The organism is Amycolatopsis sp. lyj-84, from assembly GCF_046549075.1.
Taxonomy (GTDB): Bacteria; Actinomycetota; Actinomycetes; order Mycobacteriales; family Pseudonocardiaceae; genus Amycolatopsis.
Genome location: NZ_JAJPWO010000003.1, coordinates 226,430 through 241,046, shown reverse-complemented (window position 1 = coordinate 241,046; position 14,617 = coordinate 226,430). Strand labels below are relative to the sequence as shown.

Below are 14,617 nucleotides of genomic sequence, written 5' to 3'. Positions count from 1 at the left end.
TCCTCGCCATCGACATCGCCGAACAACGCCGCGGCGCCGCTCCGCAAAGCGAGGGAAATAGGGCCTGGTGAAGGGTCCCTACGAAAGTTCTCTCCCACCGGTGAATACGCCGCGAATTCACCTGGAAGTCCCGTTCCGCCCGTACTCTCCGATCCGCTCCTTCCCGCACCACCACATCAGCGGATGTCTCGGAGGCACGAGTGAAGCGACGGAATTTCCTGCGCGCGGCCGTGGTCGGCGCCGGCGTCACGGCGTTCGGAAACAGGCTTTCGGGGACGGCACTGGCCGCTCCCGCGCAGAACGGTCCCAGCCCGTACGGCGCGCTCCAGGCCGCCGACGCGAACGGGATCCAGCTGCCGGCGGGATTCACCAGCCGCGTCATCGCGCGCTCCGGCCAGCAGGTCGCGAGCACCGGTTACACCTGGCACAGCGCGCCGGACGGCGGCGCGGTGTTCGCCGACGGCAGCGGCTGGATCTACGTGTCGAACTCGGAGATCACCCCCGGCGGAGGCGCGAGCGCGGTCAAATTCGACGCGAGCGGGAACATCACCGGCGCCCACCGCGTGCTGGCGAACACCCGGCAGAACTGCGCGGGCGGCAAGACCCCTTGGAACACTTGGCTTTCCTGTGAGGAGGTCGACCTCGGGTTCGTCTACGAGTGTCAGCCGAACGGACCGGCCACGGCCGCCGTCCAACGGCCCGCGATGGGGAAGTTCAAGCACGAGGCCGCCGCGGCCGACCCGGTGCGCAAGGTCGTCTACCTGACCGAGGACACCTCGGACGGCTGCCTCTACCGGTTCGTCCCGACGACCTGGGGCAACCTCTCCGCCGGAACGCTGCAGGTGCTGAAGGCGGGCACGGCGACTTCGGGCAGCTTCACCTGGGCGAACGTGCCCGACCCGGACGGCTCGCCGACGGCCACACGCAACCAGGTCTCCGGCGCGAAGCGGTTCAACGGTGGCGAAGGACTGCACTACGCCAACGACACCGCGTGGTTCACCACCAAGGGCGACAACCGCGTCTGGCAACTGAACCTGACCACCAGCACCTACGAACTCGCCTACGACGATTCGCTGGTGAGCCCCGGTTCGGCGCCGCTGACCGGCGTCGACAACGTCACCGGGACCTCGTCGGGCGATCTGTTCGTCGCCGAAGACGGCGGGAACATGGAGATCTGCATCATCACGCCGAACGACATCGTGGCGCCGTTCCTGCGGATCGGCGGCCAGAGCTCGTCGGAGATCTGCGGCCCCGCGTTCACCCCGGCCGGGAACCGGCTGTACTTCTCGTCGCAGCGCGGCACTTCCGGGTCTTCGTCCGGTGGGATCACCTACGAGGTGACCGGGCCGTTCCGCTCCTGAAACACGCGTACGGGGCGCCTGGATCCAGGCGCCCCGTACGGCTTCAGGCGTTGGTGCGGTTCTTTTCGCGGACGCGGCTGACGACGAAGAGGATCACCGCGACCGCGACGGCCGCGATCACGAAGTACTGGAAGAACCCGGCGTACTCCTCGACCAGGTGCCAGTTCTCGCCGAGGGCATAGCCCGCCAGGACGAACACCGTGTTCCAGATCAGGCTGCCCAGCGTCGTCAGAGCCAAGAACCGCCAGAACGGCATGCGCTCGATCCCGGCGGGCAGGGAGATGAGGCTGCGGAAGATCGGCACCATCCGGCCGAAGAACACCGCCTTGGTGCCGTGCTTCTGGAACCAGGCCTCCGTCTTGTCGAAGTCCGCGGCCTTGACCAGCGGGATCTTCGCCATCCAGCGGCGCGTGCGGTCGCGGCCGAGCAACTGGCCGAGGTAGTACACGATGATCGCGCCGGCGACCGACCCGAAGGTCGTCCACACCAGCGCTTCCACCAGGGTGAACGTCCCCTGGCTGGCGGAGAACCCGGCGAGCGGCAGCACCAGCTCGCTGGGGATCGGCGGGAACAGGTTGTCCAGCCCGACGATGATCGCGGCTCCCGGACCTCCCAATGAGTCCATCAGCGATACCGCCCAGCCGGCGAGGCCGCCCATCGGTTCGCTGGCGGCTTGGGCGAGGAGGAGGTTCATGGCGGCCTTTCGTGGTCGTCTTCGGTTTCAACGAACGTACGAATTGCCCGGGTTCCGCACCCTGCGGTGAAGCGGCACAGATCACTGCGGAAAACCTCAGTACCGATCTCCGGATACCCCGCTAGCCTGGCGTTATGCCTGTTCCGGCCGCCACGCGCCGCTACCTGCGCAAGATGCTCCGCGGCACGCTGGGCCTGGCCATCGGCTCCGCGACGGCGTTCGCCGAGTTCTTCTACGTCCTCTTCGGCGGCATCGCGCTCGCGATCCCCTCGCTGCGGCGGCCCGTCTTCGCCGGTGCCCGCGTTCTGTCCGAAGTGGAGCGACGGCGGCTGGAGAGGTACCTCGGCGCCGAGAACGCGACCGACTACACCGGACGCCGCGCGATGACCTACCTCGTCCCGCGGTGCGTCGTCGGCCTGCTCGGCGCCGGGGTCTTCGCCCTGATCCTCTGGGGCGCCCTCTCCGGCGCGATCATCGTCGTCCAGCTGTTCAACGGCGAGTCACCCGGCGGCGGCGCGCCCTCGACCTGGTACGACTTCATCACCATCGGCCTCTTCGGCGCCCTGCTCCTCTTCCTTGCCCTGCAAGGACTCGTCGGGATCGCGACGCTGGAACGCAAGCTGGCGAGGCGCTTTTTCGGGCCCAGCAAGAAAGAGCAGCTGCGCCGCCGGGTTTCCGAACTCGCGACGAGCCGCGCCGAAGTGGTCGAAGCGGTCAACGGCGAGCGCCGCCGGATCGAACGGGACCTGCACGACGGCGTCCAGCAGCGGCTCGTCGCGCTCGGGATGCTGCTCGGCCGGGCGCGGCGTACCGGCGATCCGGACCACTCGTCGGAGCTGCTCCGGCAGGCGCATGAGGAGTCCCAGCGCGCCCTCGAAGACCTGCGCGAGGTCTCGTGGCGGGTGTATCCGATCGCATTGGACTCCGACGGGCTGCACCCCGCGCTGGAGGCGCTCGCGGAACGCTCAGGCGTACCGGTCCACCTGCGCGTCGACCTGCCGGAACGGCCACCCGCGGCCATCGAGACCGTCGTCTACTTCGTCGCGTCCGAGGCGGTCACCAATACGATCAAGCACGCCGCGGCGACGCGGATCGACATCGAGGCCGGGTGGGACGGGGACAGGGTGCGGGTACGGATCACCGACGACGGCGCGGGCGGGGCGCGAGAGTCCGGCGGCGGCCTTTCCGGCCTCGCGCGGCGGGTGGCGGCGGCGGACGGGGAGTTCACCGTGTCCAGCCCGCCCGGCGGTCCGACCGTGGTGACGGCGGTGCTGCCGTGCGAGTGATCCTCGCCGAGGACTCGACCCTGCTGCGCGAGGGGCTGGTCCGGCTGCTGATCGAAGAGGGGCACGACGTCGTGGCGTCGGTCGGCGACGGCGAAGCGCTTCTCTCGACGACCGCCGCCTATCAGCCGGACGTGATCGTCACCGACGTCCGCATGCCACCGACGCATACCGACGAGGGCCTCCGCGCGGCGCTCGAGATCCGGAAACGCTGGCCGGACATCGGGGTGCTGGTGCTCTCGCAGTACGTCGAGAAGCGCTACGCCGCCGAGCTGATCACCGGTGACGGCGAACGCGTCGGCTATCTCCTGAAGGACAGGGTCGCCCAGGTGGGCGAATTCCTGGACGCGCTCGACCGGGTCGCCGCGGGCGGGGCGGCGTTCGATCCGGAGGTGGTCCGGCGGCTGCTGGCGAGGACCACGCACACCGATCCGCTCGCGAAGCTGACCGCCCGCGAGCGCGAAGTGCTGGAGAAAATGGCGCAGGGCCACACGAACGCCGGGATCGCCGAGTCGCTGTACGTGTCGCAGAGCGCCGTCGAGAAGCACGTGAACGCTCTCTTCGACAAGCTCGGCTTGACCAACACCGCCGGCTACAGCCGCCGTGTCCTGGCCATCCTGCGCTACCTGGGTTCCTGACCCCCGATTTGACAGGCAAGTGACGACTTGCCTATAACGGGAACGTGGACGACGACCTGTTCAAGGCGATCGGCGACCCGACGCGGCGAACCATCCTGGACGAGCTGACCGAGAAAGACGGTCAGACGCTGTTCGAGCTCTGCGGACGGCTGACCATGAAACACGGTCTTTCCTCGTCGAGGCAGGCCATCTCGCAGCATCTCGCGATGCTCGAACAGGCCGGTCTGGTGCACACCCGGCGGCAGGGCCGCTACAAGTTCCACCACCTCGACACGAGCCCGCTGCGCTCGATCGCCGAGCGGTGGCCCATCGACCGAGAGGAACCGAACCCGTGATCCGCATCAACATCACCAGCGTCTTCGTCGACGACCAGGCCAAGGCGCTCGCCTTCTACACCGAGAAACTGGGGTTCATCAAGAAGCACGACGTGCCCACCGGCGACGCCCGCTGGCTCACCGTGGTCTCCCCCGCGAATCCCGACGGCGTCGAGCTCCTGCTGGAACCGGACGGCCACCCCGCGGCGAAGCCGTTCAAGAACGCTCTCGTGGGCGACGGGATCCCGTTCACCCAGTTCGCCGTCGACGACGTGTTCGCCGAGGTCGAGCGACTCAAGGGACTGGGCGTCGAGTTCACCCAGGACGCCGTCGACCTGGGCCCGGTGGTCACCGCCGTCTTCGACGACACCTGCGGCAACCTGATCCAGCTCGCCACGATGAAGTAGTTCCCGCACGGGGCTCGGTTCACCGTGGACCGAGCCCCGGCGTCGTTTTTCCTTACCGCTGCACCCATTCCACGAGTTCCACGGGCACGCCGTTCGGGTCGGTGACCATGAAGAGACGCTCTCCCCACGGCTCTTCCCTCAGCGGCAACGTGATCTCGACACCCTCTTCGCGGAGGCGCTTCTCCTCGGCTTCGAGATTCTCGACCGTGAAGGCCACGATCACTCCGGACGCGCGCTGCTGCCGCAGATCCTCCGGCAGCACCTCGATCCCCGCCTGGAGCAGGACGATGGCCAGCTTCGCGCTTTCATGCCCGAGGGACACGAAACCCTCCGCGGCCATCTGCTCCGTGAAGCCGAAGTGCTCGATGAAGAAGCGGCTGGAAGCGGCGACGTCGTCGACGGTCAGCGAGACGGTGGAAGCAAGAACGTTCATGGGCTGTCCCCTTCGGTCGGCAGTGCGTTTCGGATGAGCTGATCGGTCAGTACGACCGGCGGCGCGGGACGCCGATCGAGCGGCGCACCGGCGTCGAGCGGCCGGGTAACGGCTGCTGATGGCGGCGGTCGCCCCGGCGGACCTGGGCGCGGTCGATGCCTTCGTTGCCTTGGGGGATTCGAGCGGTCAAGGAGCCTCTTCTCTCTCAGTCAGTAGTACGGACGTAAGTTTACATCCGACCTACCATAAGTCAAGGATATTTTTACGACGGTGGTAAACTTCGCCCATGACCAGCACGGATGTGGGTTTGCGAGAGCTCAAGAAGCAGGAGACGCGGCAGCTGATCTCCGACCAGGCGACGCAGCTCTTCATCGAGAAGGGCTTCGAGGAGACGACGATCGCCGAGATCGCCGCGGCGGCGAGGGTCGCGAAGAAGACCGTCACCAACTACTTCGCGCGCAAGGAAGACCTGGCGCTGGACCAGCACGAGGAGTTCACGAACGGGCTGGCGAACGCCGTCCGTGCCAGGAAGACGGGTGAGTCGGCGCTGGCCGCGCTACGGCGCACCTTCCTGGACGCGGTGGCGGCGCATTCGCCCGTGATCGGTTTCACCGGGCCGGTCTTCGCGAAAATGGTGCTGGAGAGCCCGACCCTGACCGCACGTCTGCGCGAACTGCACGAGCTCCGGGAAGAGGCGCTCGCCGACCTGCTCGCGACCGAGACCGGAGCCGACGCGGACGACGTCACCCCGATCATGGCGGCCGCCGAACTCAACGCGATCGACCGCGTCCTGTTCCGCGACGTCCTCCGGCGGTCACACGCGGGCGAAAGCAACGACGAGATCGCGGCGGCACTGACGAAGGCGACCCAGCGAGCCTTTGAGCTGCTGGAACCCGCCTTCGGTGACTACGCGATCCGCGAGTAGCTCACCGGTTCCGTCCCGCCATCACCACCGCGACGATGACGGCCCCGACGAAGACGATCGCCAGCAGCAGGATGAGCAGGTGCCACGGTTGGATCGCGAACACGTTGTCCCCCTTCGGTCTGAGGGGCATCCTAGGGGTCTTGTCGGGGGGACCCGCTAGGTTCGCCCCATGTCTGAGGGGACTTCGTTCGACGTCATCCACTGCGAGGGCTGGGATCCGGTCGCCCGCGCACTGGTCGGCAGGCTCGCCCCCGGCACCGCCCGGGAACGGGACGCCACCGGCGAGCAGTACGCCGTCGCACTGGTGCGTCCAGGCACCGAGATTCCGCCGGTGCTGCTCGAAATCGCCTGGCAGCACCGCTTCGCCCGCTGCCATCACATCGACGAACAGGGCAGGCGCCGCGCTTCGTTCGAGTATCGCCTGCTCGAAGACGGCGCCCTGTTCCTGATGAAAGTCGAGCAGTGGCACTACAAATCCGATGACCAGGAGGAGTTCGACAAGAAGACCGCCGGCCGGACGGAGTTGTCCTTCGGCCCCGACGGCGAGGGGTGGGTGCACCGGGCTCCCCGCGGCTACGGCGGCGGTTCCAGCAGTGGCCACGTACGGAAGGCGGTGTCCGAGCTGACCATGCCGAAGCCCGCCTTCGGCGACTGGGAACCGCTCGCGAATTCGGGGCCGCTGTTCCTCCGGACCCCGGACGCTCCCGAGACCGATCCTCCGATGCCCGCCGAAGAGCGTCCCTGGCGCCCTTCCGTTCCCCTGCGCCCTTCCGACCTGGACGGGATGTTCACCGCGGGTACACGCTTTTCGTTGAGCGACAGCCGAAGTCTCGTCGAAATCGAGCTTCGGGACGCCGGGGAACTCCGGATGCCCAGCGGCAGGCTGGTCGCCTCGGATCCGGCCTTCCTGGATGCGGAAGCCGGGCATTTCACGGTCACCGTGCCGCCCGGGGCGTACCGGGTCGAGCTCGCCATGATCCGGTTCGTCGACGAACCCGCCCACGAACGGGCCGCCGCCGCCAAACTCGTCGTCGCCGACGTTCCGGTGGTCACCTGGGAGGCCGCGCTCTGGCCGGGGCAGGACGCGCTCTTTCTCGGGGACGGGGAGTTCTACGGCTACGGCGTGGACAGCGGCACAGGCTGTTTCGCCGATGTCACGGCACTTCCCGAAGAGATGGACGACGAACTCCTGGAGAAGTTCACCGAGGTGGATCCCTACTGCGAAGTGACCCCCGCCGGAGCCGACGGGAACATCATCGCGTTCACCACCGGCTGGGGTGACGGGAGCTATCCGACCTGGATCGGCCGGGCGGCCGACGGCACCCCGGTCTGCTTCGTCACCGACATGCTGATCCTCAACGACGCTCGGATATCGACAGCTTGAGCGAGCATCATGGCTCCATGGCCTTCACAGACGAAGAGATCGCGTACCTGCGTTCGCAACCCGTGGCCCGCTTCGCGACCCTGTCGGAAGACGGCGAACAGCCCGACGTCGTCCCGCTGGCGTTCGAGTTCGACGGCACGCACTTCTGGGTCGGAGGCGGGGGCGAGTCGGTCCTCGCGACCCGAAAGTTCCGCAACATCCAAGCGGGACAACGCAAAGTCGCCTTGGTCATCGACGACCTCGTCTCGCTCGCCCCCTTCATCGCGCGCGGCATCCGGATCTACGGCGATGCCGCCGATCCTGTCGACCGCGTAGGAATGGTGGGCCCGGGGATCTACGCACGCGTCACGCCGACGGTGTCGTGGAGCTGGAACCTGGCGGGCGAACCCGTTGGCGAGGCCTGGTACGAATCGAGGCGCGCGGTTCACGGCGACGCGTAAAGGAGCATGTCCCGCGCGGTCCCGCCGATCTCCTGATGAGCCGGCTTCCGCCTGATCGTGCCGACAGCCGCTCCGTCGGCGGTGATCACAAAGGGGAAGCCCGCCCCTCCGCGTGACGGCCCTGCTGCCAGGCCAGGGCGGCGGCTCGGTCATGGGTCCGTTCTTGTCGGGGGGCGGCGGTACGGTCGGGCTCATGCGGGAGCTGATCGTCACGGAGAACAGCACCATCGACGGCGTGATCGAACTGGCGGGCGACTGGTTCAGCCCGGGCGACACCGACCTCTCGGACGTCATGGCCGCCCTCCGCGAACAACGTGAACGAGCGGACGCGTTCCTCGTCGGGCGCGTCACCTTCGAAGACCTGCGCGGCTACTGGCCGAAGCAGACCGAGGACAAGACGGGGATCTCCGCGTACCTCGACTCGGTGAGCAAGTACGTGGTCTCCAGCACGCTGATGGAGCCGGCGTGGGAGAACACGACGGTCCTCTCCGGCGACCTGCGCACGGAGATCGAGAGGCTGAAGGGGGCCGAGGGCAAGGACATCGTGACGACCGGGAGCATCTCGCTGGTGCGGGCGCTCATCGCCGAGGGCCTCGTCGACGAGTACCGGCTGTTCGTCTACCCCGTCGTGGTCGGGGAAGGCCGTCGGCTGTTCGAGGGCGCCACCGGAGTCCCGGAACTTCGCCTGGTGGAGGAGCGGACGTTCACCTCAGGGATCGTGCTGCTGCGCTACCGGGCTCGGTAGGGTCGTATTCCGGCGTAGCGGCGGGAGAACGACGGAGGTGGCGGTCATGGTCGACGCGTCGAAGTTCACGGCCGAGGTGTTCGGCCGTGCGGCGGCCAGGCCCGACGTCCCGCCGCGCCTGGCACGGGCGGCCGACTGCGTCCGGGAAGGCAAGTTCAGCTGGGAAGAGGTCGCCTCCGGGAACTGCGAGCACCCGCTCGCGCAGGCGCTGTTCGCGCCGAGGGCCCAGGAGAAGCTGTGGCCGCTGCTGGCCGAGGTCGCCGCGGAACTGGAGTCGGCGCCCGCTCCGGCGGCCCCGCCCCGGCGCGCGCGACGAGCACCCGCGACGGACGACGACTTCAGCGAGCACACCTACCTCGAAGACCTGGCCGAACCGAACACGCATCCGGCTTGGCCGCAGAAGCGGGGTCGTGGCCGGTAGCGCCTACGGCTCCGGCGGGATCGTTATCCAGAACCGATCCTCCCCGTCGACGCGGCCGTCCGGCTCACCGCCGTTGGCCAGGATGACCCGCCGGGAAGCCGTGTTGCCGGCGTCACAGGTGAGCAGAACCCGGTGCAGGCCGAGGCGGCGGCATTCAGCGAGCCCCGCGCCGAGCATCCGGGTGCCGTGCCCCTGCCCCCGCCACGGAGTCGCGACGCCGTACCCGAGGTGGCCCCCGGTTTCGGTCAGCGCCGGGGTCAGCTCGTGACGGATTACGAGCTCCCCCAGGTAATGCGGGCCGGAGACGTACCAGAGAACGGCGGTGGGAACGCCCCAGAGCTGTCGCAGTCCCCGCCGTTCGGCGACGAACCGCTCGAAGTCCGCGGTGGCGCGCTCCAGCAGCTCCGTCGAACCCCCGTCGGCCAGGCGATCCGCCAGCTCACCGTCCAGCCAGGACCGGCGCACCGCCGTCGTAGGCCGCGTGAGCCGAGGTGGTTCCGGCAGTCGCATGACCCCAGCGTATGAACAAGAGCGGCCCCGTGACTGGGTCACAGGGCCGCTCTGGTGTGGCGAGTGAGGGATTCGAACCCCCGAAGGCGTAGCCGTCTGATTTACAGTCAGATCCCTTTGGCCGCTCGGGCAACTCGCCGTGGCCGGGCAAGCCCGGTCGAGACGAAAGAATACCCAATGCCGTGGCGGGCCGGTCAACCGGGTTCCGCAGGGCTAGGGTGGAAGCTCCTGACAAGCGAGTACGAGGTGTGAGAACACGTGGCGGATCCCTCTTTCGACGTGGTGAGCAAGGTCGATCGCCAGGAGGTGGACAACGCCCTCAACCAGGCCAGCAAGGAACTCGGTACACGGTTCGACTTCCGGGGTACCGGGACCAAGATCGACTGGTCCGGCGAGGAGGCGATCGCGATCGAGTCGGAGACCGAAGAGCGGGCGCTGGCGGCGGTCGAGGTGTTCAAGGAGAAGCTGATCAAGCGCGGCATCTCCCTGAAGGCCTTCGAGGCGGACGAGCCGGCGTTGTCCGGCAAGATCTACAAGATCGGCGGCAAGATCCTGCAGGGGATCGCGTCGGACAAGGCGAAGCAGATCGCCAAGTTCATCCGCGACGAAGGCCCCAAGGGCGTCCAGGCGCAGATCCAGGGCGACCAGCTGCGGGTGTCCGGCAAGAAGAAGGACCAGCTGCAGGACGTGATCGCCTTGCTCAAGGGCAAGGACTTCGAGATCGCGCTGCAGTTCACGAACTACCGCTGACAGCGGCGTCGACAAGGCCACCTTCGGGAGCACCGAAGGTGGCCTTCGTCATACCTAAGACGCGGTGACCGTCCAGGTCCCGTCGCCTTCGAGCGAGACGTACGCGGGGCCGGGCACGGGCACGCTGCCCTTGTAGTCGCCGAGCTGGTTCACGGGGAGATCCGAGTAGTCGCCGCCGTGCACCCACACCGCGGTGTTGCCGTTGCCCTTGGTGGTGACGGCGACCGACGAGACGGCCTCGGGCACGAAGAAGACCACGTCGCGCTTGCCCGAGAGGGCCTTGCCCGGCTCCAGTACGGGCAGGCCGCTTTCGTCGGTGATGGTCAGCGTCCAGGCGGCGTTGGCCTTGATGGTGAACGTCTTCGCCTGGTAGCCGGGCATGTCGTTGATCCACTGCGTGCCCTTGTAGGGCCCGGCGTCGTTGACGATCAGCTCGTGCTCGGTGTTGACCGCGACGTGCCCGGAGCACTTCGGACAGTCGAAGGTCACGAAGCCGAGGCGCATCGGCCAGGTCGTGGGGACCGACGCGTTGCCCTTGCCCGAATGCTTCTCCACCGGCTGGGGGCCGGGTGGCGGGGTGGTGGTGGACGTCGGCGGCGGCGTGGGAGTCGCTGAAGGCGAGCGCAGTCCGTCCGACGCGGCCCGCGCGACGACGCGGCCCGTGTTCGGCGGCGAGCAGGCCAGCAGGCCCGCGGTCAGCAGCACGGCACTCGCGGCCGCGCACAAGCGCCTGATCACGTACGTCCCCCTAGATGGTCACTCCTGGGATCTTCGCGGGCCGATAGCCCAGCGTTACCGGGCCACCCGGCCGAGCGATTCACGCCACCCGGGCGTGGGTTTCTTCCGCAACGCCTTCGCTGGAGTCCGAAATGGACAAATGCCCGTGTTGTAATCCGGCGATCGCGTTCAAGGAAGGTTCCGATGAAGCGCCGTTTCAGCTCCGCACTCGCCCTAGCGCTGTCACTCACCGTGATCGCGTCGCTGTTCACCTCCGCGCAGGCCGCGGAACGGCAACAGCTCGTGCCCGGCTACGGCTCGTACGCACGGCTGATCCGCCTGGAGCATTCCGCGATCGGCCGCGGCCGCATTCTCGCGTCGCTGACCAGCGAAGACGCCAGCGGCAAGTTCACCCCGATCATGGAAAGCACCGACGAGGGGCAGAGCTTCCACAAGATCGGCGAGGTCCGCGACCGCGACGGCCGCTACGGCATGTGCTGCGGAACGCTGTACGAGCTGCCGCAGCGGGTCGGCAGGCTCCGCGCGGGCACCCTGCTGTGGGCCGCGAGTTACCGTCAGGACGCCGGTCCGCAGCGGCGGATCGGCATCAAGATCTGGTACAGCCGGGACGCCGGCCGCAGCTGGTCCTTCCTGTCCGAGGCCGCCCGCTCCCACAACCACGACGGCATCTGGGAGCCGGAGTTCGTCGTCGACGCGGGCGGCACGCTGTGGCTGCACTACGCCGACGAGACCGAGGCGCCGCAGTTCGCGCAGGTGATGAACCGGGTCGCTTCCACGGACGGGGTGCACTGGGGCACCAAGCAGCGCACGATGGCCATCCCGCCCCACCGGGTGCGGCCGGGGATGCCGATCATCCGCAGGCTCCCCGACGGCCGGTACTACCTGGCCTACGAGATCTGCAACTACGGCAACCGCTACTGCGACCCGTACTTCAAGATCTCCTCCGACGGCGCCAACTGGGGCGATCCTCTCGATCCCGGCACCCGCGTCACCACCGCCAGCGGCAACTACTTCCAGCACGCCCAGACGATCACGCTGTTCCCCGGCGGCCCGAACGGGGTGCGACTGGTGATGGTCGGGCAGATCTACACCAACGCCGCCGGCGTCCCCCAGCCCAAGAACGGCCAGGTCCTGCTGGCGAACGACAACTTCGGCGCCGGGAACTGGTACGAGCTGCCCGCGCCCGTGCACATCACCGGCATCCACAACAACTTCTGCCCCAACTACAGCTCGACCCTGCTGCCGGTCGACGGCGGAAAGAACGTGCTGCAGATCTCGACCGAGTACAACCTGGGCTGCAAGGCGTATTTCGCGAAGGGCCCCGCGTTCTGATCCACCCGGTAGTGTGAGCCGTCGAGCGAACGGCTACGAAGCGGGGGCTGAGAATGAAGGGCATCGTGCTGGCCGGGGGCAGTGGGACACGGCTGCATCCCATCACCCAGGCGGTCTCGAAACAGCTGCTGCCGGTCTACGACAAACCGATGATCTACTACCCGATCTCAGTGCTGATGTTCGCCGGGATCCGCGAAATCCTGATCATCTCGACCCCCGTCGACCTGCCGCATTTCCGCAGGCTGCTCGGCGACGGCAGCCAGTTCGGGCTCAGCTTCACCTACGCCGAGCAGGCCGCCCCCAACGGACTGGCCGAGGCGTTCGTCATCGGCGCGGACTTCATCGGCGATGACGACGTCGCGCTCGTGCTCGGCGACAACATCTTCTACGGCCAGGGGTTCTCCAGCCGGTTGCAGGCCGCCGTGACCGCGCTCGACGGCTGCGTGCTGTTCGGCTACCCGGTCAAGGATCCGCAGCGCTACGGCGTCGGCGAGATCGGCGCCGACGGCAAGCTCCTCTCCATCGAGGAGAAGCCCGAGAAGCCGAAGTCGAACAAGGCCATCACCGGCCTGTACTTCTACGACAACCAGGTCGTCGAGATCGCCCGTGACCTCAAGCCCTCGCCCCGTGGCGAGCTCGAGATCACGGACGTCAACCTCGCCTACCTGCGGCAGGACCGCGCGACCCTGGTCGACCTCGGCCGCGGGTTCGCCTGGCTCGACACCGGCACGCACGACTCGCTGCTGGAAGCGGGCCAGTTCGTGCAGGTCCTCGAACACCGGACGGGCGTCCGGATCGCCTGTCTCGAGGAGGTCGCGCTGCGGATGGGCTTCATCGACGCGGACCAGTGCTTCGCGCTCGGCGCGAAGCTGGCGAAGTCCGGCTACGGCGAATACCTGATGAACGTCGCGCGCACGCAGGGCGCTACCGGCTGAACAAGTGCTCCCGCAGGGTGTCGCCGGTGTAGTCCGTCCGGAAGACACCCCGTTCCTGCAGGTGGGGAACGACGTCGTCGACGAACGCGTCCAGCCCGCCCGGGGTCAGATGCGGCACCAGCACGAAGCCGTCGGCGGCGTCGCTCTGGACGTACTCGTTCACCGAGTCCGCGACCTGACGGGCGGTGCCGACGAACTGCTGGCGCGCGGTCACCTCGATGACCAGTTCGCGGATCGAAAGCTTCTTCTCCTCCGCGATGGCCCGCCATTTCGCGGCCACGGCCAGCGGATCCTTCTCGTGCCGGACGCGGCCCCAGGTCAGTGGTTCGGCGTCGGGGTCCGGGTCGACCTCGGGTAGCGGGCCGTCGGCGTCGTAGGCGGAGAGGTCGCGGCTCCAGACCTGTTCGAGGAACTGGATCGCGGTCGCGGGCCGCACCTGCTGATAGCGGATTTCGCGTGCGTACTCGTGCGCGTCCTCCTCGGTGTCGCCGAGGACGAACGTCGCGGCGGGCATGATCAGCAGCTCGCCGGGCTCGCGGCCGTGGGCGGGCAGCCGCCGTTTGACGTCGGCGAAGAACTCCTTGCCGCTTTCCAGCGAACCGTGGCGGCTGAAGATGACGTCCGCGGTCTTGGCCGCGAACTCCCTGCCCTCGTCGGAGTCCCCGGCCTGGATGACGATCGGCTGTCCTTGCGGTGTCCTCGGGACGGTGAACTCGCCGCGGATGTCGAACTGCGGTCCACTGTGGACGAAGCGGTCGATGCCGCGGGCGAAGACGCCGTTCTCCTTGTCCCCCACCAGCGCGTCGGGCGCCCAGCTGTCCCAGAGTTCCCGGACGGTGGCGAGGAATTCTTCGGCACGGCGGTAGCGGTCCTCGCGTTTCAGGAAGCCGCCGCGCCGGAAGTTCTGTCCCGTCCACGCGTCCGGTGAGGTGACGACGTTCCACGCGGCGCGACCGCCGGAGAGATGGTCGATGCTCGCGACCTGCCGCGCGACCTCGTAGGGCTCGTTGAAGGTCGAGGACAGTGTTCCGGCGAGGCCGAGCCGGGTGGTGACCGCGGAGAGCGCGGCCAGGACGGTGGTGGTGTTCGGTCGCCCGACGACGTCGGAGTCGAGGATCTCGCCCGCGTGCTCGCGCAGGCGCAGCCCTTCGGCGAGGAACAGGAAGTCGAACTTGCCCCGCTCGGCGGTGCGCGCGAGATGCTCGAAGGACGAAAAGTCGATTTGGCTACCCGAACGCGGGTCGCTCCACACGGTCGTGTTGTTGACGCCGGGGAAATGGGCGGCGAGTTTGACCTGCTTGGGCATC

At 68.0% G+C, this 14,617-nt stretch carries 19 protein-coding genes and 1 tRNA gene; 13 read left to right on the top strand and 7 right to left on the bottom strand.

The window, feature by feature from the left end:
* Nucleotides 1–200: 200 nt before the first annotated feature.
* Nucleotides 201–1,361 (top strand): alkaline phosphatase PhoX, encoded by a 1,161-nt coding sequence (locus ACLJRM_RS11250; RefSeq protein ID WP_410662976.1) that lies wholly within the window; start codon nucleotides 201–203, stop codon nucleotides 1,359–1,361.
* A gap of 43 nt (nucleotides 1,362–1,404) precedes the next feature.
* On the opposite strand, the gene ACLJRM_RS11245 is transcribed toward ACLJRM_RS11250, so the two are convergent.
* Nucleotides 1,405–2,055 (bottom strand): DedA family protein, encoded by a 651-nt coding sequence (locus tag ACLJRM_RS11245; RefSeq protein ID WP_101612122.1) that lies wholly within the window; start codon nucleotides 2,053–2,055, stop codon nucleotides 1,405–1,407.
* A 134-nt stretch (nucleotides 2,056–2,189) separates the two neighbouring features.
* On the opposite strand from ACLJRM_RS11245, the gene ACLJRM_RS11240 reads away from it, so the two are divergent.
* Genes ACLJRM_RS11240 through ACLJRM_RS11225 form a run of 4 tightly spaced genes read left to right on the top strand, consistent with a single transcriptional unit; the run spans nucleotide 2,190 to nucleotide 4,697 of the window.
* Nucleotides 2,190–3,341: a sensor histidine kinase gene (locus tag ACLJRM_RS11240; protein WP_410662975.1), complete on the top strand. Its 1,152-nt coding sequence runs from the start codon at nucleotides 2,190–2,192 to the stop codon at nucleotides 3,339–3,341.
* Nucleotides 3,332–3,976 (top strand): response regulator transcription factor, encoded by a 645-nt coding sequence (locus tag ACLJRM_RS11235; protein ID WP_101612120.1) that lies wholly within the window; start codon nucleotides 3,332–3,334, stop codon nucleotides 3,974–3,976. Before ACLJRM_RS11240 ends, ACLJRM_RS11235 begins: the two co-directional genes overlap by 10 nt.
* Before the next feature lie 44 nt (nucleotides 3,977–4,020).
* Entirely contained in the window at nucleotides 4,021–4,311 is a 291-nt protein-coding gene (locus ACLJRM_RS11230) for an ArsR/SmtB family transcription factor (RefSeq protein ID WP_101612119.1), read from the top strand.
* Nucleotides 4,308–4,697, top strand: coding sequence for a VOC family protein (locus ACLJRM_RS11225; RefSeq protein ID WP_101612118.1), 390 nt, complete (start codon nucleotides 4,308–4,310; stop codon nucleotides 4,695–4,697). The genes ACLJRM_RS11230 and ACLJRM_RS11225 overlap by 4 nt, the downstream gene beginning before the upstream one ends.
* A gap of 52 nt (nucleotides 4,698–4,749) precedes the next feature.
* Here the strand turns inward: ACLJRM_RS11225 and ACLJRM_RS11220 are convergent, their stop codons facing one another.
* Together ACLJRM_RS11220 and ACLJRM_RS11215 are read right to left on the bottom strand one after the other, a co-directional pair.
* A complete protein-coding gene (locus ACLJRM_RS11220) occupies nucleotides 4,750–5,130 on the bottom strand; it encodes a VOC family protein (protein ID WP_101612117.1) in 381 nt (126 codons plus the stop codon).
* A 46-nt stretch (nucleotides 5,131–5,176) separates the two neighbouring features.
* Entirely contained in the window at nucleotides 5,177–5,320 is a 144-nt protein-coding gene (locus ACLJRM_RS11215) for a hypothetical protein (protein ID WP_410662974.1), read from the bottom strand.
* Between the two features lie 96 nt (nucleotides 5,321–5,416).
* Between ACLJRM_RS11215 and ACLJRM_RS11210 the strand changes: the two genes are divergently transcribed.
* The 5 genes from ACLJRM_RS11210 (at nucleotide 5,417) to ACLJRM_RS11190 (ending at nucleotide 9,045) form a co-directional block, all read left to right on the top strand.
* Nucleotides 5,417–6,055, top strand: coding sequence for a TetR/AcrR family transcriptional regulator (locus ACLJRM_RS11210; RefSeq protein WP_101612116.1), 639 nt, complete (start codon nucleotides 5,417–5,419; stop codon nucleotides 6,053–6,055).
* Nucleotides 6,056–6,224: 169 nt separating this feature from the next.
* Entirely contained in the window at nucleotides 6,225–7,439 is a 1,215-nt protein-coding gene (locus tag ACLJRM_RS11205) for a DUF4241 domain-containing protein (RefSeq protein WP_410662973.1), read from the top strand.
* Between the two features lie 17 nt (nucleotides 7,440–7,456).
* Nucleotides 7,457–7,879, top strand: coding sequence for a PPOX class F420-dependent oxidoreductase (locus tag ACLJRM_RS11200; RefSeq protein WP_410662972.1), 423 nt, complete (start codon nucleotides 7,457–7,459; stop codon nucleotides 7,877–7,879).
* A gap of 193 nt (nucleotides 7,880–8,072) precedes the next feature.
* Nucleotides 8,073–8,624 (top strand): dihydrofolate reductase family protein, encoded by a 552-nt coding sequence (locus ACLJRM_RS11195; RefSeq protein WP_101612113.1) that lies wholly within the window; start codon nucleotides 8,073–8,075, stop codon nucleotides 8,622–8,624.
* 46 nt (nucleotides 8,625–8,670) lie between these two features.
* Complete coding sequence (locus ACLJRM_RS11190; RefSeq protein WP_101613695.1) at nucleotides 8,671–9,045, top strand: hypothetical protein; 375 nt, start codon at nucleotides 8,671–8,673, stop codon at nucleotides 9,043–9,045.
* A gap of 3 nt (nucleotides 9,046–9,048) precedes the next feature.
* Here ACLJRM_RS11190 and ACLJRM_RS11185 read toward each other — a convergent pair whose 3' ends face one another.
* Both ACLJRM_RS11185 and ACLJRM_RS11180 read right to left on the bottom strand, forming a co-directional pair.
* Nucleotides 9,049–9,555 carry a GNAT family N-acetyltransferase gene (locus ACLJRM_RS11185; protein ID WP_410662971.1) on the bottom strand — a complete coding sequence of 169 codons (507 nt, stop codon included), beginning with the start codon at nucleotides 9,553–9,555 and terminating at the stop codon, nucleotides 9,049–9,051.
* A gap of 57 nt (nucleotides 9,556–9,612) precedes the next feature.
* Nucleotides 9,613–9,694 (bottom strand) — tRNA-Tyr (locus ACLJRM_RS11180).
* Between the two features lie 119 nt (nucleotides 9,695–9,813).
* Here ACLJRM_RS11180 and ACLJRM_RS11175 point away from each other — a divergent pair.
* On the top strand, nucleotides 9,814–10,305 hold the full coding sequence (locus ACLJRM_RS11175; RefSeq protein ID WP_007030975.1) for a YajQ family cyclic di-GMP-binding protein: 492 nt from the start codon (nucleotides 9,814–9,816) through the stop codon (nucleotides 10,303–10,305).
* A 54-nt stretch (nucleotides 10,306–10,359) separates the two neighbouring features.
* Here the strand turns inward: ACLJRM_RS11175 and ACLJRM_RS11170 are convergent, their stop codons facing one another.
* Nucleotides 10,360–11,043 (bottom strand): hypothetical protein, encoded by a 684-nt coding sequence (locus ACLJRM_RS11170; protein WP_101613694.1) that lies wholly within the window; start codon nucleotides 11,041–11,043, stop codon nucleotides 10,360–10,362.
* A 183-nt stretch (nucleotides 11,044–11,226) separates the two neighbouring features.
* Here ACLJRM_RS11170 and ACLJRM_RS11165 point away from each other — a divergent pair, with 183 nt between their 5' ends.
* Together ACLJRM_RS11165 and rfbA are read left to right on the top strand one after the other, a co-directional pair.
* Nucleotides 11,227–12,375 carry a sialidase family protein gene (locus ACLJRM_RS11165; RefSeq protein ID WP_101612111.1) on the top strand — a complete coding sequence of 383 codons (1,149 nt, stop codon included), beginning with the start codon at nucleotides 11,227–11,229 and terminating at the stop codon, nucleotides 12,373–12,375.
* 53 nt (nucleotides 12,376–12,428) lie between these two features.
* Nucleotides 12,429–13,310: a glucose-1-phosphate thymidylyltransferase RfbA gene (gene rfbA / locus ACLJRM_RS11160; protein ID WP_101612110.1), complete on the top strand. Its 882-nt coding sequence runs from the start codon at nucleotides 12,429–12,431 to the stop codon at nucleotides 13,308–13,310.
* Here the strand turns inward: rfbA and ACLJRM_RS11155 are convergent.
* Nucleotides 13,300–14,616 (bottom strand): NtaA/DmoA family FMN-dependent monooxygenase, encoded by a 1,317-nt coding sequence (locus ACLJRM_RS11155; protein ID WP_101612109.1) that lies wholly within the window; start codon nucleotides 14,614–14,616, stop codon nucleotides 13,300–13,302. The genes rfbA and ACLJRM_RS11155 overlap by 11 nt on opposite strands.
* Between the last annotated feature and the right edge of the window lies 1 nt (nucleotide 14,617).